This is a genomic window from Citrobacter amalonaticus (genome assembly GCF_037053465.1).
GTDB lineage: Bacteria > Pseudomonadota > Gammaproteobacteria > Enterobacterales > Enterobacteriaceae > Citrobacter_A > Citrobacter_A amalonaticus_H.
The window spans coordinates 15,927-34,650 of record NZ_JBALIF010000023.1; the positions used below are offsets into that span (position 1 = coordinate 15,927).

Here is an 18,724-nt window from a genome sequence, read left to right on the forward strand (position 1 = left end):
ATGAGCTGGAATAACCGGGTTGTCTGGAGCGAAGGACAGTTTCTGCTGCCACAGATGTTTCAGCAACAGGAACGCTATCTGGAACACGTCATTCACCATCGCAGTCTGCCGTTGTCACCCTTTTTTTGGGGGTTCAGTCAATACGATATCGATGGCGAAGCGCTGAATATCGGCAAACTGGTACTCAAAGAGGCGGCAGGTATTTTTGTCGACGGTACACCGTTTAATGCGCCGGGTCACACGCCACTGCCGCCGCCGCTGACCATTCTGCCGGAGCACCTCAATCAACAAATTTGCCTCGCGGTTCCGGTACGTACGCCGAACAGTGAGGAAACCAGTTTTGACAATAACCCGGAGTCGCTGGCGCGTTTCTCGGTGCATGAAAATGACATTCGCGACGCTAACTCGCTGGGCCGGGGAGCGCAGTTGTTACAGCTCAGCCATCTGCGCCTGCGGTTATTGCCGGAAAAGGCCGTAACGGGGGCCTGGATTGGCCTGCCGCTGACCCGTATCACGGGGATACACCCTGATGGCCGGGTGGATATCGACCACGATTTGATCCCGCCAGTGGTGGATTATCAGGCAAGCCCGCTGATGCGCACCTGGCTGTCATGGATCAACGATCTCATCAAAATGCGCGCGGATTCGCTGGCGGAACGACTGACCGGCAGTGACAGTCACGGCCAGGAAGCGGCAGAAGTGTCGGATTACCTGCTGCTACAAATTCTCAATCGCTATGATCCACTGCTGCTCCATCTGGCGAAAACGCAGTTATCGCCGGAAGTGCTTTACCGCTATTTGTCCGAACTGGCCGGGGAACTGTCCACCTACGTGCGACCACAGACGCGCCGTCCTGCGGAATATACAGAATATAAACATCTGACGCCGTATGCCGGGCTGAAATCCGTGGTGGATGAAGTGCAGTACTTGCTCAATGCCGTGCTTATCCGGGGCGCACAGCGTATCACGCTGGAAGAAGGTTCTTACGGCATTCTGAATGCGGTGGTGGAACCTTCCGAACTGTCTGGCTTTAGTGCTCTGGTGCTGGCAGTGAAAGCACAGATGCCCGCCGATGTCCTGCTGCAACATTTTTCCGCCCAGACCAAAATCGGGCCGTCCGAACGCCTGCCGGAACTTATTCGTTCGCATCTGCCGGGCCTGGTTTTACAGGTACTGCCGGTACCACCACGCCAGATCCCGTTCCAGTCCGGGTACATTTATTACGATATCCGACGCGATGGGGTGCTTTGGGAACACATTGCCCGCTATGGCGGTATGGCAATGCACACAGCCGGGGAATTTCCAGGGCTGGAGACAGAACTGTGGGGAGTACGGGATAAATGACGGACAACACCATTACACTAGCACCGGGAGAACCGGCTCTTCAGCCTGCCACACAGACTCTGACGCAACTCAGTGACGGGAAAGAACATGGCGCAGCTGTAACTGACAATCGTCGTGATATGAAGGTTGTGATTGAGGACGGCCCGGATCTTAAACTCCGGCTGGCTGAAATCAAAAATGCTGCAAACCCTCTGCTGACCGCTGCCCGCCCCTTGTTATGTGCACTGGCGCAGATGCCCCGTGAACTGGAGGCCGGGTTTGTGGAGCACTACCGCACATTGCTGGAACGCGAAGTGCATCTGTACCAGACATTATGCGATCAGGCGAACCTGCGGCGTGAACATGTGCTGGCGGTACGCTACTGCCTGTGTACGGCCCTCGATGAAGCCGCCAACAATACCCCGTGGGGACATCGTGGTGTCTGGGCCGGAAAAAGCCTGTTGGTGACCTTTCACGGTGAAAGCGAGGGCGGCATCAAGCTGTTCCAGATAATCGGGCGTCTGGCGGGCAGTTTTCAGGAACACGGCGACGTACTGGAAATCATTTATCACCTGCTGGGACTGGGTTTTGAAGGTCGTTACAGCATGCGGCCTGACGGGCGTAAACAGCTTGATGATATTCGCCAGCAATTGCTGACGCAGCTTTCACAACGCCGCGATCCGGTCACGCCCGAACTTTCTCCGGGATTTCAGGGGGCCGTCAGCGGGCAACTGCGGCGTATGCGCCGGGTGCCGGTCTGGCTGAGCGCCGGGATTGCCCTGCTGGTCATGTTGTCGCTGTTCGGACTTTACAGCTACCGGATGTCGACACAGACCGGAGCCGTGCAGCAGCAGATTGACGCCATCGGCAAACATCTGCCGCCACCGCCGGTGCCGGTAAGAAAACTGCGGCTGAAAATCCTGCTGGCGGACGAAATTGCCCGTGGCCTGCTGACAGTGGATGAGGATGAACATCATAGCCTGGTGGTTTTCCGTGGTGATGCGATGTTTGTGGCGGGGCAAAAAACGGTAAATGACACACTGCGACCGGTCATTAACAAGGTGGCGCAGGAGATAGCCCATGTCGGCGGCGCGGTGACCGTCACCGGCCATACGGACAGTCAGCCTATCCATTCCGCCGCGTTTCCGTCCAACCAGGTTTTGTCGGAAAAACGGGCGGCTGAAGTGGCGGCACTGCTGCAATCCGGTGGTGTACCTGCCGGGAGCATTACCGTGACTGGAAAGGGAGACACCGTACCAGTGGCCAATAATCGCAGTAAAACCGGACGGGCGCAGAATCGCCGGGTGGAAATTCTGGTGATGGAGTAAGGCAAAATGGAAAGTCTGAAATGCAATGTCTCTACTCATTCATCAATATGGGAAATAACAAGGTTTTATTACTGGATATCAGAAGAAAGTAATGTAAAACGGCTTATTCATATTTTCTTGATTGTTTTTTGCTGTTTGTTATCCGGTAGTTCTTTTGCTGAGTCCCGGTTTTCTGCAGGATTAATTTCTCCTGATAATGTTAATTTGAGTGCTCGTGATTTTCTGCGATTTTATGCCATCAATGACTCGCAGGAAAAAGAAAATACCCTAATGTATGCGTTGGGAGTGCAGGAGGCAACTGAAGGTAAAACATGGTGTGGTTATGAGCAGGTTGACAGGGCGACAATAAACCAGACTGTTCTGGCCTGGCTTGAGCGGCAGTCTATGGTAAAGGCTGATATAAGGGCTTCAACAATGATTGAGGATGCCTTAGTTAAAAACTATCCCTGTCAGGGCAAGGATCCGCAGGCAAAAATTATTTCCAGATTATCTCCTGTTCTATCCCTGACGCCAGATACATATAACCTTTCAGGTAACGACTTCTTCAAGTTTTGGGTATCGGGTCATCAACAGGATAAACTCAGAGCAGGCATTTATTTGCTTGGCGTCGAAGATGCAACGGAAAATAAATCATGGTGTGGCTATGATTTATTTAAAACTCTGACGCTAAATGAAGTTGTCTATGCTTTTCTCAAAACTAAACCGCGTGAAGAGCTTAATGGTCGCGCAGCAGACCTTATTGTGAGAAAATTAATGGAGCATTCGTGTGATACAGGAGTGAAAAATGAAACCTTACATTCTCAACGCTAAAAAAGAATCATAATCAGCAGATTTCAGTAATCCTGACTTTGTTGAGTCCAAAGAATTTTATGCAGGTATTGGTTATGATCAAGGAAAACTCGGTATTCAATTTGAGAATACCTGTGCGGCCCGAATGAGTGTGGCACTGATTAAATCAGGAGTAAAATTTAACGGGCGTCTCCTCCTATAAAAGAAGGAAAATGGAAAGGCAGACGGCTTGAAACGGGTGCTAAAAATCTGGCGGATGAACTTTCTCGTGCATCTGTTTTTAGTAAGCCAGAGATATGGCGCGATCCGGCTAAGTTCCTGGCAGAGTTGGGTAACAAAAGAGGCGTGGTATTCTTCTGGAAAATTGATGGGTATAACGGTGGTAGCAGCAGTCATATTGATTTGATTGAGCCGACCAGTGCCGGAGCAGTATGTCATTCACACTGTTATTTCAATTGTAAACAGATCTGGTTCTGGGAGTTGCGCTGAATATGAGACGTTTTTTTACAGCATTATTGATAAATAATATCAATCGCAATCTCATATATTAAAAATAGTTTCAGTTCTAAATAACGGTAGTGAAAAGTTATCTTCAGGCTGGTGGTTTTCCGTGGTGATGCGATGTTTGTGTCAGAACAAAAAGTGGTAAATGATACCCTGTGACCGGTATATGTTGCTCTGACCTGACTATTAGTCTGTTTTTTTTAAAAAAAAGGAGACGGTATAATGCCTTGGGTATACAAAATTAATTCGCATTCATTTTTCTTAAATGGTAGATATCAGTTCGATGCCAGATATTCTGGCCGGCCTGGTTTTAAAAATGATTCTGTTAATGAATGTATAAAAGAAAAGGGACCATTACCAAGAGGCACATATACAATTGGACCTGCTTTTTTTCATGTCAGAACAAGAGCATGGACGATGAGACTCATGCCTTACCCAGAAAATCAAATGTGCGGGCGTGACGGTTTCATGATACATGGAGCATGGAGAGAGTTCAGCCCATCCAGGAGAGGCTTCTGATGGCTGTATAATTCTGGATTTACCTTATCGCAAGGTTATTGCTGCCAGTTCGGATAAAATATTAGTGGTAGAGGATTAATATGTTTAAGGTAATCGTCAGTCTGCTAGCCAGTATACCTGTAATTTCGTATGCACAAAATAATGGTTGTGCTACGGTCGGAGCCTCAATGGAGCTATCGTTATTTGATGCAATGCAAAGTGACCTAAATATTAACCCCTCTACTATCTTAAAAAATAAAACGAGAGTAGAGGTTCTTGATGTGTCTCCTGTGTCTAAACTCTATGCAGAGTCTCTGGCTAAGAACGATTATGATAAGGATAAAGCCAGAAATAAGGTGGCAATGTTAGATGAGAAATCCTATTTTGACAGCTACTATGAAAATCAGGCTAAGTCTATTGTGGCAAAGTATACTTATATTAGCAGTGGCAGGAAAAAGAATGTTCTTATTGCATCCAGTCTTATGAATGAAAATGAGTGTTCTGTAAGATTTAATGGCTATATTATTCTCTCCAGGGAGTTTTGATGTAAATATAAAAGTATTATATGTCATTCGTGACTCTTGATATGTGATGAGTATGCTCATTGTAGTTCAATGAAACATGCTTGATATTCATGTTTTTTCCTATGATTGCAACGGAACGGGCTGTCCATCTCACATGAAATATTATGAGGCCTGCTGAGTATGAATCAAATAATAACAATGCTGTTGAGAATGATGGAAATAAAATGATTCTGCGGTGTTTAATTTTGGGGTTTGGTGATGTTTAAAATTACCATTAGTTTCGTTTGTTCTGAATTGGGAAAATATTTTCAGCTTTTGGCCTTTTATTGTTGATGATTACAATATGGAGTTCTGAACAATAATGCAAAAATTTCTCAGTCTGCTTTTTTCCCGCCGCGCGCTGGCGATTGCCGGAGTCATACTGCTGGCAATGCTGGTCTGGTTTGCCGGGCCGCTGGTATCGTTTGATGCGCTGCATCCACTGGATTCGGTTGGTAGCCGTGTAGTGACGATTGCCTTGCTGCTGATGCTCTTGCTCTTGTGGCTGGTCAACTGGTCGATGAGCATTATCGGCGTCAGTATTCTGTGTCTGGTCATTGGATTTATCTCGCCGCTGCTGGCATTTGGCGAGGTACGTCCGTTTGCGCCACTGTGGATCCGCCTGACCCTGATTAGTCTGATCCTGCTGGTTTACGCACTGTATGGCCTGTACAGGCTGTGGCAAGCGTTGCGGGTGGATGAACACTTACTGCGTCGTTTCCTGCATCCGCGCGGTGACGATGTGCCGGTTTCCGGGGAAATCAAAGCCGATCTGCGGACCGTCAACCACATTGTCTCGCGGGCGGTCCGGCAACTGAAACAACTGCGGGTAGATATACCCGGCTGGCGCAAGATATTTGAAGGCAAGCGTTTCCTGTACGAACTGCCGTGGTTCATGGTGGTGGGCAGTCCTGGAGATGGCAAAACCACCGCGCTGCTTAATACCGGATTACAGTTCCCACTGGCAGAACAGATGGAGCAGACTTCGCGGATCCTGACCGTACCGGGCGGCGGTACACTGCACTGTGACTGGTGGTTCACCAACGAGGCGGTGCTGATTGATACCGCCGGGCGCTATGCCCGCCATGATGACGGCGGTGAAGGAGACGCATCCCAGCGTAACGCCGGGGAGTGGCTGGGCTTTCTCAACCTGCTGCGTAAATACCGACCAGGTGCACCGCTGAACGGTGTGATCCTGACGCTGAACGTGGCAGATCTGACAACGCAGTCTCCGACAGAGCGCCTGGCGGTCTGTGCTGCGCTGCGCGCGCGGCTGGCGGAACTGCGCGAGACACTGGGTATTCGTTTCCCGGTGTACCTGGTAGTCACCAAAATGGATCTGCTGCCGGGCTTTGCGGAGTATTTCCGGGCGCTGACCAGCCATCTCCGTGCGCAGGTCTGGGGTTTCGCGTTGCCCTACAGCCGCAGGCGTAAAGCGAACGACCCACAGGCGCTACACGCTACCTGCGAGCAGGAACTGGCGCGTCTGACGCTACGGCTGGATCAGGGGCTGGATACCCGGTTACAGGAAGAGTATGACCTGCATAGCCGTCAGCGGCTGTATGGTTTCCCACGCGAATTTGCCGCGCTGGGCATACCGCTGCTGGATGCGATTGACCAGATCTTCCTTGATTCAAAATTCGATGCCACCCAGTTGCACAACACGCTGCGGGGGGTGTTCTTCACCAGTGCGGCACAGGCGCAGGCGGATGTCGTGGCTGACCAGATGAGTATCTGGCAGCGCTTTGTTCGGGCGATAAGAAACGCCCGTGGTGAGAGCGCGGTTTCCCATACACATGCTCTACCTGACGGCAACCGCAGCTATTTTCTGCACGATCTGCTGACCCGGTTTATTTTCCGCGAAGCGCACCTGGTGGAACCTAATCTCCAGTGGGCCTGGCGTTATCGCCTGTTGCGTACCTGCGGACACCTGCTGGTGCTGGCGCTGGCCGTCTGGCTGTGGCAGGGAATGCAGGGCAGCCTGCTTGGTAATGGTAGTTATCTTAAAGAGGTCAGTGCGCGTACTACCCGGCTGGCTACTGATGTCAAAACTTATACCGGAAAACCTGCCATGCAGCCGGTTCCTGCATTACTGAACCAGGCACGGGCGCTCTCTGCCTGGCCGGGGCTGGATCCGGACTCCCCCCCGCTGGCCTGGCGTTATGGGTTATACAGTGTACCGCCAGTGACAGGCAGCGTGGCGTCACTGTATGACCGCCTGCTGGATCAACTGCTGCTACCGCCACTGGTGAAACGTATGGAATATGTGCTGGCGGACGCCATCGGTCGCCAGGACAGTAAAGCGGCATATGATGCCCTGCGTGTCTATCTGCTACTGAATCTGGATAAGGATCATGAGGATAAATACAACGCGGCGGAGATCCAGACATGGGTACTCAAAGATCTGGAAAACAACGACAGCGTGTCGGAATTTGGCGGGCGTGCTGCCGTACTGGAGCATATCGAGGCCCTGTTTGATGGTAGCCGGGTGGTACATTCGCCTTATGACCGGGACGAGGATCTCATCCGCCAGGCGCGCGCATTTCTGGACAAACATACCAGTACCGAGCGCATTTATGCGCGGGCGCTGGCTTCTATGGAGAGCGAAGCACCGCAGGAGTTCACGCTGGTACGCGCGGTAGGTGCGGATGCCGGAACGGTCTTTGTGCGCACAGATGGTGCGGCGCTGGACCGGGGGGTGCCGGGTATCTTCACCCGCGAAGGCTACCGGGAATTGTTTGACAAACGGCTGTCGGAGTTTGTCGCCGCCGCATCAGACGACGACGCCTGGGTGATGGGGCGGGAAAGTGCGCAAAAAAAAACAGCTGACGCTCTGATGGAGCAGTTGCCGGGCCAGGAGCTGGCGGTCACCCGCGAAGTACGCCGCCTCTACCTGGCGGAATACGCCCGCCGCTGGCAGGACTTTCTGGAAAGTATCCACAGCATCAACAGCGCCGGAGAGGAAGGCAGTTCAGGTCTTGCGTATGACTTACAGGTGCTGCGAACCCTGGCGTCACCGGACTCACCGTTGATGCGGCTCGGAAAAGCGGTAGTGGAGCAAACGACACTGGTGCCGCCGCTGGACGCACAGGCAAAACAGAAAGCACTGGCGCAGCGTGCGCAGGACAGGTTATCCGGCAATGCCGCGCAAACAGCGAAACTGTTTCAGGATATCCACCCGGAAGAGCGGCTCGAGAAAACCCTTGTGGATGACCGTTTTGCCGCGCTGCGCGAAGTGGTGTCCGGGCATGGGGATAGTTCCGGGCAGGGGGGCGGAGCAACACAGCTCAATTCGCTGCTGACCATGCTCAACGAGTATTACACCCAGCTCACCATTGCCGACAGTGCGCTGGCGGCAAGTACCCTGCCGGGTCGCATCAGTGCGGCGGATAAACTGCAACTTGAGGCGGCAAAACTGCCTGCACCGCTGAAAAATATCCTGCTGGATTTGACGCAGCAGGGGACGCGCAAAATCAACGCCGGAACCGGCGAGGTACTGAACGCACAGATGGAAGCAGTGATTGGCGACGACTGCCGTGATGCCATTGACGGGCGCTATCCGTTTGCCGACAGCCCGCAGGAAGTCAGTACGGAAGACTTTAATCGTATTTTCGCGACAGGCGGCGTGCTGGATGCGTTCTGGAGCAAACAACTGGTGCCGATAGTGGACACCGCCAGCAACCCGTGGCGCTACAAACCCACCGAAGGCAACATGACGTTACAGGGGCCGGATCTGACGCCGTTTCAGCAGGCAAAACAGATCCGCAGCGTATTCTTTAACGGGGATGGTGGTAAAAAGTTCTCCTGGGCGATGCAAATCCGCGTGGCGGAAATGGATCCAGCCATTACTGAACTGGTGATAGATATTGACGGCCAGGTGCTACGCTACGCTCACGGCCCGGATCGCCCGCTGACGGTGAACTGGCCGGGGCCGCGCAATGGTTCAATGGCGGAAATCACCGCCAGTCCGCGCATCCGCCAGGACACTTCCACGCTACTGACCGGAGGGCCGTGGGCGCTGTTTCACCTGCTGGACGCCGGAAAGGCGCAGGAGACGGCGGTACGGGGAACGCAGCAAGTGGAGTACGATTTTGACGGACGGCGGGTGGTGCTGGAAATCACCGCTGGGCGGGATTTCGATCCGGTTAACCGGGGTCTGTTGCAGAATTTCAGTTGTCCGGGGAGAACGCTGTAATGCGCCGGACTGCGGGAATATCGGCTCCGGCGATCTTTGGCAAACTGCCGGATCAACGGGATTACGTACGCTGGCGGGTGAGTGCGCAAGAGGGGCAAGCGTGGCAGGCCTGGCTGAACGGACAAATCTGGCTGGGTCACGGACGTCCTGGCGTGCAGCCGCAAGAGCAGGCCGATGCCAGTGAAAAGCATGATGGCTGGATGCGGTTGTCACCGCGTGAAACTCCGGTGCAGGAACTGCATCATCCGCTGCCGTGGAGCTTTGTACTGTCGCCGGATTTTTTGCCTGTGGGTAGCCGGGATGAATGGCTGACCGGGGTGCTGGTGGCTTCGCGCGACAGCGTGGGCAGACCATGGCCACTGGTGATATATCAGCGTGCCGGGCGGGAATGGCTGGAAGAAACACTGCCGGAAACGCAGGGCTGGCTGTACTGGCTGGCAAGGCTGGCTGTGCAGCATATATCGCCACAGACGGCACGACGCGGTCGGCTGTCTGAGCAGGCCGATCAATTATGGTCTTTATGGCAACCTGGGCCGCGTTGGGCACAGTGGCTTCGCGGGCTGCGTCGTGTGCCGCAACGCAGCCGGGAATTGACCGGATTGCCTGATGCGCCAGTGGTCGAACTACCAGGCGTGCGCCACCTGCCGTGGGCGGGCTGGCCGGAAAAAATGCTGGCGCAGGCGCAACAAGGGCAAGGCTGGTTCTGGCAGCAGAACAGCGAAGGGCGATATGTGGATGCGTTGCGGCTGATGAAAGAAGAGTGATAACAACAGGGCAGGGATGAGAAATGGGTTCATATGATAAAGCGTGTAATAGCGTTGCTGCGGTAAGGTTTGTTCAGGAGCACCTGAAAGACTGTGAATTAATTGCTAAAGAGCTTGATGCCCCTCTGGAAAATATTCTTGGGTTAGCTGCTTCGGAAAGTCAGTATGGTAAAGGTCGTATTGCCAGTGAATATAATAATTATTTTTCTATGCATGGCCCTGCTCCCTTACAATCCAGTAAAGTTCATCCACAGGGAAGCTCTACAGTCTGGGTGGCTACATATTCTTCTTTTTTAATGAGTGCTCGTTCGTTTGTTATTCGTTTTGGCGGCGCTGTCAAAGGTAAAAAGGAGCCTAGAGCTTTCGTCGAAGCTTTGGTCAATGCTGGTTATAATACAGGAAGCAGTAAAAGTGGCGGGACTGATAATTACGTAAATAAGGTTGTAGATGTTATCAATATGGTAAAAAGGAGAATGCAGTGCTCCGTAATTTAATCATCTTATTGATTGCTCTGACAGGTTCTGCAACGTGCTATGCATGGGTGACTGTTTCTGAGATACCTCATTTTGATATAGCAAAAATAAAAAAGAATGGTCTAACTAAAAGACAGGCGCAATCATTGCTGGTTTTTTCATTAAAACATGAGAAATACAATATGTTATTGCCCGGAGTTTTTATTGATGATGATTTGCGGCCGTCCGGACCCTATTATCATGAAATGAGCGTGGGTTATGATACGCCAGCCGCAGGTGCTATAGAGTATTGGGGGCTATTTTCAATCAGCCCCAAAACGGGAGATATATGGGAGGAATACTCATGTGAAAGAATATCCTTCCCGGAACTAAAAAATATACAAACAGAAATAATGAAAAAAACAGGTGTGACATTTTCAGATGAAAAGGTCCAGCGCAGAGGATTGGGCTGTACGGATGAATAACCATATTCGTGAAGGTATATCTAAGGCTAAATTCTTGTGGGGAAATAGTGAAGGGTTGCCTGGAGATGCACTGAGATAGGCAGAATGGTAATTATGACATTTTTATGCCTCTGAATATTGCAGCTAATGCTAAATAGCTGTGCAAAATAGTGCCCCACTTCTTTCTGGTACTTAAGAAGTAAGAGAGGGAGAATTTGCTATAACTTTACCTATAAAGGAACGTCATATTTCGTACTTGCATTTCTGGCGGATACCCATAAATGACAGGCGTAGCGATATTCTATGTGGTTGTTTAGGTGGTATTTTATGAGGGAAATATGTCTAAAATTAAATATGATAAAAACAGTCCGTTGGCAGAGTATTATGCAAAAACAGAAGTTGACGGCGATATTGTTTCTTACCATGACGACAGGAGAACATATTTATTAAATAAAAATACTGGTACTATTACGGTGGTGATAAGGTGGAAGTATGAATGGTATAAAGACCAGACTGTGACGGATGACTGGACTGTATGGGAGAAGGCTGTTTTTATGAGGGCAGTGTATTTGTCCACTCAACAAGAATGGAATGGAAAAATAACCTACTCTGTTTCGGGTGAATCCGAGTTTGCTAAAAAATTCAAGGGGAAACCCCTGCCTTTCGATGTAAGAATAATTCCAGTTTCTCAAAATGAGGATTGGCAAGTGATTGCAACAAAAGTTTTGCCCGGTGCTGATTTAAGAACATATGTCGATTTCAAGGCCAGCACAGTTCATATTGACTCAGCAGATTTGGAAAAAGTAGCGAAATGCACCAATTGCAATAATACATTGCAAGTAAATATACCTCATGAAGTTGGGCATGTGCTTGGTTATATTGATGATGATTATGATTCTTCGTCGCCATATGTTGGGGATATTAGTGGGCTGATGAATATGGGAATGGAACTCCGGGAACGATATCTTGAATACTCAACTATAATGCTGAATGTAATACTTCCTGATACTAGGTTCACTTTATTGAGAGTAAATAAATGAAAATAGTATGTGTCATAGTCGTTTTTCTTTCGCTAATATACGCAGTTACGGTAGATATCTTCAAGTCATCAGTGATTTCTCAATCCACTAGATATTATGAGGAAAACGACATAAAGAACGGAGATAGTGATGCTTCCTATATTAAAAAATATGGTATTCCCACTCATATTTTTATAAGGCCACGCCATGAATTTGTTGGTGAGTATAATATTGGCTTGAATCAAACTTATCCTATAGCGAGTAAAGAATTCGAAAATATTCCCATTAAGGAGGTATTCTGGCATTTGCGGGAGGACTTAAATCTGACATGCTGGTTTCATTATAAAGATGGGCAGTGGAGAGTTGTATCTTATATTTTCTGGCCTCCGGGAGCTAAGTTTTAATCCGGTATTCTGGTATTAAAGGAGTTAACACCATGAGTTTTGTATCTATGGGTAATAAATCTGTTGGGAATGGTGGGCCAGCTATCAGTACGCCACTAGCAGCCGGTGAAAGCGGCGGTGTTAGTGCCGGTTCCGCTGCCGCAGGTGAGACGGGAACAACAGAACAAGCGGTAGAGTCACTGTTTGGTACATTACCAGAGCCATCAGGGCTGGTGAAAGCAGCGGTGGCAGCCACAGCTGCAAGTATAGAGGTGGCTACCACGGCACAGAATGCAGCTTCTTTTATTACCTCCAGTGTTTCTGGCGGATCAGGGACTCATAATGTCACTGTGAGCGGCAGTGCAGTACCGCCACAGATGCTGTTGTTTGCGGGTATGAATGGTTCAGAAGGGCTGGGAAATCTGTTTTCCTACACTGTACAGCTTAAAACTCCGGACACCCTGAACCAGGGCTACGTCTCCCCGGCCGCCAACTTGCCGCTTAAACCGATGGTGGGTAAAGACCTTTGCGTTAATATCGAACTGGATGGCGGCGGAAAACGGCATATCAGCGGGCTGGTGACTTCTGCAAGGGTGGCAGGCCAACAGGGGCGATCGGTAACGTATGAACTGCGTATTGAGCCGTGGCTGAAACTACTGACCCACACCAGCGACTATAAAGCCTTCCAGAATAAAACCGTGGTGGACATTCTTGATGAAGTCCTGGCCGAATACCCGTATCCGGTGGAAAAGCGACTGGTAGAAAACTATCCGTCGCGTACCTGGCAGGTACAGTACGGTGAAACCGACTTTAATTTTATCCAGAGGCTGATGCAGGAATGGGGCATCTACTGGTGGTTTGAGCACAGCGAGGACAGTCACACGCTGGTGCTGGCCGATGCTATCAGCGCCCACAAAGCGTGCCCGGACTCGCCAGTAGTGGAATGGCACCAGGAAGGACTGAAACTGGATAAGGAGTTTATCCACACCATTACGGCCAATGAAAGTCTGCGGACCAGGCAGTGGGTGCTGGACGATTTCGATTTTATGAAGCCGCGTTCGCTACTGGCAAACACCGTGGCAAACCCGGGTGTACAGATGAATAACTACATCGGAAGATAGTGTGGATATTAAACCAGAAAATGGCGTATTCCGTGAAATAATTATCAGGAGGTAAATGTTTTTGGCAGCCGCAAAAAGTTTAAAGTGGGATTGAGAAAAAAGATGCGAAAAGCGGCAATGGACAGGAAATACCTTGCGTCAGTCCTTGCGGGGTGCGATGTTTCGTAATCTTGCCTTGGTGGTGTTATAGAACTGTTGATATTCACAAGAGTTAATTATGGATAAATATATATTTGGGACTAACGATCCTGAAGTGATATTTGATAATGGTGTAGGTGAGTGGGGCAGTGTTACTCCCAGAAGAAGTGAGGCTGAAAATGCTGATTACTTTATTATGGAAGTACGTCGTGAATTAATTGGTAGTTGGTTAAATAAGTTTTTCGCACCAGATGCTGTTGAAAACTTAGAACATTATCTTGAAAATACAGGTGAATTATTAGAATTTAATGAAAAAGCGTTCATGGATTCATCTTATTGTAAAGAAATATATGATAATGAAGTGCAAGATGCAAAAAATTTTTGTAAGCAGTTAAAGCCTGATGCTACTTACAACATAACATCGGCTTATGCCAGACATGGTGACATGTCTAATATTGATTTTATTTCCAGATTAGAACCCGGAAATATAAACATTTTTTATTCATTAGGTGGGTTTGCTTATTGGGGGAAAGCTTCTGTCAATGTATCATCATTAGAAAAAGATGATGTCTTATACATTATGGATTTTACTTTTATACTGAAGGATCGTTATAATTGGAATCTTAGGCAAGGTGTTATCATAAACGATAAAACATGGTCTGATGTGAACTTTGGATATTTAAATCTTTATGGAATGGCCAGGGACTTTGACATTGCTGGAGTGTATACTCATAAATATGTTTGGCGCAAAAATGAAATTATTCATCCAGATAAGCATCTTTATCCTATTCCATTACGAGACTATTGGTGAGTGATATGAATATGAAAAAAATATTTTTTAATTCTTTTTTTGTTTTTCTTGGCTCCTTTTTTGCTACAACCATAATGTCTATTGGTTTTATTTTTTTTTATTTCTATAACCAAGTATCCATCATGTCTAATTTGATAGCAGTTAGTCAATATGAAAATTATAAAGTTTATGTTTATTCAGCGCAACCAATACCCGCATCAAATCTCGATGCAATTTGTATTGCAAAACAACCAAGTGATATAAAGGCTGTAATTTATATTCGCAAGCCAAATCTATTCGGCACAAATAGCTATAATATTGGTGTGATAGGGAAGGTTGATGATATATGCGACAATGATAAATTAAATAACTGGGGAGATATTGAATGGAAAAATAATGGGGTTGAATTTGGCAGAGGGATGTATTTTTTAAGTAGACAATCATTTTCATCCTTAAAGTAATTAAGTGAAATTAATATGAAAAAATCATTATGCTTAATATTCTCTATTTTCATGGGGGGGGTTTTCACTTTGGCTCTGTTAGTGATCTTACGATATAATCATGAGCTATATTCTAAATTTAATATTGTAAGAAATGCAATAACAATCAGTCATCATAATTATGGTCGAATTCATTTATCTGCATATATTTATATCAACAATGAACTCCCATTGTCTAACTCATCATGTATAAAAGATGTGTTCGCAATTATATATCCAGGAAATATATACATACTCAAACCTCTATATGGAAGAATTTATATACCAAAAGAGTTAGGGTCTATTGGAAAAATTAATACTTGTAATAATATTGACACTAACCAGTGGGCGGTTATTCACTGGGGAGATGATGGTGTATATATTGGTGAAAAAAATAACATTGTATTTGTTAAACTAAATTCAATTGGTTCACCTGATTAAGTGAAGGTGGTGGGGGGCCAGAAATGGCAGGCGGTATATGGATAAAAACACTTCGAGTTAACCTTTATAGAATTCTAGTATTAGTCAGGGGAATAGCACGAAAAGATTGTTTTTTGTTCTATTTGCGTTTTTTGTATATCTAATGAGTGTTATTTTACCAAATTGGTAATTTAATTATTTTTTTCTCTAATTATAATCTAACAGCATCAATATTTGTGAAATGACATTCTTAAACTTTATTTTTATGGTGTTATAAAACTTCGTAATCTTGCCATGGCCCTAGGGGCGTTATGTCTGAGAATGAGATAATTGGGGGGTAGTAATGGATAATTTCGTCAGTGCCTGTAAATCTGAAGATAATAAAATACTGAATGGTGTGTTTTTATGGGGTGAGACCCAGAACTCTGGTAATCCTCCCGAAAAATCAATGATGCTAATCCGATATTGGTGGGTAAATTATTTGAGGGTTTATGGAATGCAGCAAAACCAGCTATTCCATCTGAAAATATGACAGGAACAACAAAGTCACGGGGCCGCACGATTGACGTCTATGAGTTGACAGGGAATAATAGTACAACGCATTCTATTGTCGAGGTTAAATATTCTAACTCAAAGCTTTTTGAAACGAAATAAATGTTGCCAACTTCTCTGTCACCAGGAGTAGGGGGAGCTTCATTACAGCGCTCTGTAGATACTGAAATCGATTTCACGTCCCATATTCATTGCTGCGATATCTTGTTAAAAAGAACGCTGATTTATCATCAATGCAGGTAATGGATATGACTAGTGAATTCAGGTAGCAATATTACAATTCTGGAAATATAGAACCTTCAGCAGAGGGTTCAAGTGGTGAAATAATGGGGGCGGAGGGTTCGGCTTTAGTGGGACTGAAACGCCCTATTCTGGAGGCACATTGGATGGCTTATCAGGAAGTTCATATAATGAAAAATAAATTCTGGATTCATTGGGGGGTATTATATTTATTTGTGTAATTTATTATGTTCTGATGCTTTATTTTAATGTTGTATTTGCAGTGAATTTTTCGGAGACAGTAAGTTCGGGGGGCGATTTCACTCCTTCTCAATGTGTTTGGTTCGCGAAGAAATTACTGTCTGAACATAATAATTTAGCTCTTGTTTCCTTTGTTGGTTTTTTAATTTGCATTCCACTGATTTTTTTTCGTTTTTAAGAAAATAAGATGATTTTAATGTGAATTGAAAGTGTCTGCTGATTCGGGGGTTTAATAGTACATATACTAGTTCCAGTATGGATATGACAATATGAAATTATAGCTATTTTTTCCCGATATTAAAGGAGTAATAATATGAGTTTTATATCTACAGAGGATGTTGCATCGGCAGTTGCCGCAGGAGTGTCCGGCGTGCCAGGCGCACATAACGTTACCGTCAGTGGTAGCGCGGTACCGCCACAGATGCTGTTGTTTGCGAGTCTGAAAGGCTCAGAATGGCTTGGAAAACTGTTTTCCTACACTGTACAACTTAAAACCCCGGATACCCTGAACCAGGGCTACGTCTCCCCGGCTGCCAACCTGCCGCTTAAACCCATGGTGGGCAAAGACCTGTGCGTCAATATCGAACTGGATGGCGGCGGAAAACGGCATATCAGCGGGTTGGTGACAGCAGCAAGAGTTGCTGGGTATGAAGGCCGTTCGGTAGTGTACGAATTACGTATTGAGCCGTGGCTGAAACTACTGACCCACACCAGCGACTATAAAGCCTTCCAGAATAAAACCGTGGTGGACATTCTTGATGAAGTCCTGGCCGAATACCCGTATCCGGTGGAAAAGCGACTGGTGGAAAACTATCCGTCGCGTACCTGGCAGGTACAGTACGGTGAAACCGATTTTGATTTTATCCAGAGGCTGATGCAGGAATGGGGCATCTACTGGTGGTTTGAGCACAGCGAGGACAGTCACACCCTGGTGCTGTCCGATGCTATCAGCGCCCACAAAGCGTGTCCGGACTCGCCAGTAGTGGAATGGCACCAGGAAGGACTGAAGCTGGATAAGGAGTTTATCCACACCATTACGGCCAATGAAAGTCTGCGGACCGGGCAGTGGGTGCTGGACGACTTCGATTTTATGAAGCCACGCTCATTGTTGGCAAACACCGTGGCAAACCCGCGCGAAACCGGTCATGCCAGCTACGAGCATTACGAATGGCCGGGGGATTACTTCGACAAGGGCGAAGGTGAGATGCTGACGCGCATCCGCATGGAAGAACAACGCAGTCCTGGTAGTCGGGGGCATGGCGGCGGTAACATCCGCACACTGATGGTGGGTTATACGTTCACGCTGATGAATCACCCTACGGCGGACGTGAACCGAGAGTACTTGTTGACACAGGCTACATTGTCTGTACGTGACAACGCGCAGTACAGTGGTCAGAATCAGCACTTTACCTATGCCACTACATTCGAACTCCACCCCACCAGTGAAGTCTACCGACCGCAGCGAACACTGAGCAAACCTCACACCAAAGGCCCGCAGAGCGCCATCGTCACCGGCCCGGCAGGCCAGGAAATCTGGACTGACAAATATGGCCGGGTGAAGGTGCAGTTTGGCTGGGATCGTTACGGCAAGAATGACGAGAACAGCTCCTGTTGGATCCGCGTCAGCTATCCGTGGGCGGGTAAAGGATTCGGGATGATACAGATCCCACGTATCGGCCAGGAAGTGCTGGTGGACTTCAAAAACGGTGACCCGGATTTACCCATCATCGTGGGGCGCACCTACAACCAGGACACCATGCCGCCGTGGGGATTGCCAGATAACGCTACCCAGAGCGGCATATACAGCCGCAGTGTTACCGGCGGTTACGACAACGCAAACGCACTGCGCTTTGAAGATAAACCCGGTCAGGAAGAAGTCTGGCTGCACGCCGAAAAAGATCAGCGCATCGAAGTCGAACATGATGAAAGCCACTGGGTCGGTAATGACCGCAGTAAAACCATTGACGGTAACGAAACCGTCACCGTTCATAAAAACCGCACTGAAACCGTTGATCTGAATGAAAGTATCAATATCCGCAAAAACCGCACGTCGACGGTAGATCTGAATGCAGTCGAAAATACCGGCATCAACAAAATGATGAATATCGGCGTTATCTACAGCCGCAACATCGGTATTGCTATGAATTCCCTCATCGGGTTGTTTCAGGCCGCAGAAGTTGGGCTGACCAAAAAACTGCTGGTAGGTCAGCAGTACAGCGCTGATATCGGTCAAATCTATCGTCTGAGCGCAGGGCAGCATATCCGCGAGAGTGCTGGCAAAACCAGTGTGTACAGTGCGGATGACCAGCTTGAACTGGTTTGCGGTAAAGCGCGAGTGGTCCTTGACAAGGATGGCGGTATCTATTTGCAGGGAACTCATATCGAATTTCAGGCAGAAAAAGCCCTGAATGGTGACTCCGGAACCATTCAGTGGAACTGCGAGGCGACGCAAAAACCCGCAC

14 protein-coding genes and 3 pseudogenes are annotated in these 18,724 nt (G+C 47.9%); all 17 read left to right on the forward strand.

Going from position 1 to position 18,724, the window contains the following annotated elements; translation table 11 throughout:
* A complete protein-coding gene (gene tssK, locus WB371_RS22180) occupies positions 1-1,344 on the forward strand; it encodes a type VI secretion system baseplate subunit TssK (protein WP_336222152.1) in 1,344 nt (447 codons plus the stop codon).
* Entirely contained in the window at positions 1,341-2,651 is a 1,311-nt protein-coding gene (gene tssL, locus WB371_RS22185) for a type VI secretion system protein TssL, long form (RefSeq protein ID WP_336222153.1), read from the forward strand. Before tssK ends, tssL begins: the two co-directional genes overlap by 4 nt.
* 6 nt (positions 2,652-2,657) lie before the next feature.
* A complete protein-coding gene (locus WB371_RS22190; RefSeq protein ID WP_336222154.1) occupies positions 2,658-3,461 on the forward strand; it encodes a Rap1a/Tai family immunity protein in 804 nt (267 codons plus the stop codon).
* A 705-nt stretch (positions 3,462-4,166) separates the two neighbouring features.
* Complete coding sequence (locus tag WB371_RS22195; RefSeq protein ID WP_336222155.1) at positions 4,167-4,463, forward strand: tlde1 domain-containing protein; 297 nt, start codon at positions 4,167-4,169, stop codon at positions 4,461-4,463.
* Positions 4,464-4,543: 80 nt separating this feature from the next.
* On the forward strand, positions 4,544-4,987 hold the full coding sequence (locus WB371_RS22200; protein ID WP_336222156.1) for a Shiga toxin A subunit: 444 nt from the start codon (positions 4,544-4,546) through the stop codon (positions 4,985-4,987).
* 340 nt (positions 4,988-5,327) lie between these two features.
* The gene (tssM, locus tag WB371_RS22205; protein WP_336222157.1) at positions 5,328-9,200 is read left to right on the forward strand and encodes a type VI secretion system membrane subunit TssM; all 3,873 of its coding nucleotides are present in this window, start codon (positions 5,328-5,330) and stop codon (positions 9,198-9,200) included.
* Positions 9,200-9,964, forward strand: a complete 765-nt coding sequence (locus WB371_RS22210) for a TagF domain-containing protein (RefSeq protein ID WP_336222158.1) — start codon at positions 9,200-9,202, stop codon at positions 9,962-9,964. The genes tssM and WB371_RS22210 overlap by 1 nt, the downstream gene beginning before the upstream one ends.
* A 23-nt stretch (positions 9,965-9,987) precedes the next feature.
* Positions 9,988-10,458 (forward strand): glucosaminidase domain-containing protein, encoded by a 471-nt coding sequence (locus WB371_RS22215; protein WP_336222159.1) that lies wholly within the window; start codon positions 9,988-9,990, stop codon positions 10,456-10,458.
* The gene (locus WB371_RS22220) at positions 10,443-10,901 is read left to right on the forward strand and encodes a hypothetical protein (RefSeq protein WP_336222160.1); all 459 of its coding nucleotides are present in this window, start codon (positions 10,443-10,445) and stop codon (positions 10,899-10,901) included. The genes WB371_RS22215 and WB371_RS22220 overlap by 16 nt, the downstream gene beginning before the upstream one ends.
* Positions 10,902-11,218: 317 nt before the next feature.
* Positions 11,219-11,920 (forward strand): hypothetical protein, encoded by a 702-nt coding sequence (locus tag WB371_RS22225; RefSeq protein WP_336222161.1) that lies wholly within the window; start codon positions 11,219-11,221, stop codon positions 11,918-11,920.
* The gene (locus WB371_RS22230) at positions 11,917-12,303 is read left to right on the forward strand and encodes a hypothetical protein (protein WP_336222162.1); all 387 of its coding nucleotides are present in this window, start codon (positions 11,917-11,919) and stop codon (positions 12,301-12,303) included. The genes WB371_RS22225 and WB371_RS22230 overlap by 4 nt, the downstream gene beginning before the upstream one ends.
* Positions 12,304-12,335: 32 nt before the next feature.
* Positions 12,336-13,370, forward strand: a pseudogene (locus WB371_RS22235) (phage late control D family protein); the annotation flags it as partial.
* A gap of 105 nt (positions 13,371-13,475) precedes the next feature.
* A pseudogene (locus tag WB371_RS22240) lies at positions 13,476-13,571 on the forward strand (hypothetical protein); the annotation flags it as partial.
* A 49-nt stretch (positions 13,572-13,620) separates the two neighbouring features.
* Positions 13,621-14,352 carry a hypothetical protein gene (locus WB371_RS22245; RefSeq protein WP_336222163.1) on the forward strand — a complete coding sequence of 244 codons (732 nt, stop codon included), beginning with the start codon at positions 13,621-13,623 and terminating at the stop codon, positions 14,350-14,352.
* A 5-nt stretch (positions 14,353-14,357) separates the two neighbouring features.
* A complete protein-coding gene (locus WB371_RS22250) occupies positions 14,358-14,792 on the forward strand; it encodes a hypothetical protein (protein WP_336222164.1) in 435 nt (144 codons plus the stop codon).
* A gap of 15 nt (positions 14,793-14,807) precedes the next feature.
* Positions 14,808-15,251, forward strand: coding sequence for a hypothetical protein (locus WB371_RS22255; RefSeq protein ID WP_336222165.1), 444 nt, complete (start codon positions 14,808-14,810; stop codon positions 15,249-15,251).
* A gap of 1,372 nt (positions 15,252-16,623) precedes the next feature.
* Positions 16,624-18,321: pseudogene (locus WB371_RS22260) on the forward strand (type VI secretion system Vgr family protein); the annotation flags it as partial.
* Positions 18,322-18,724: the final 403 nt, after the last annotated feature.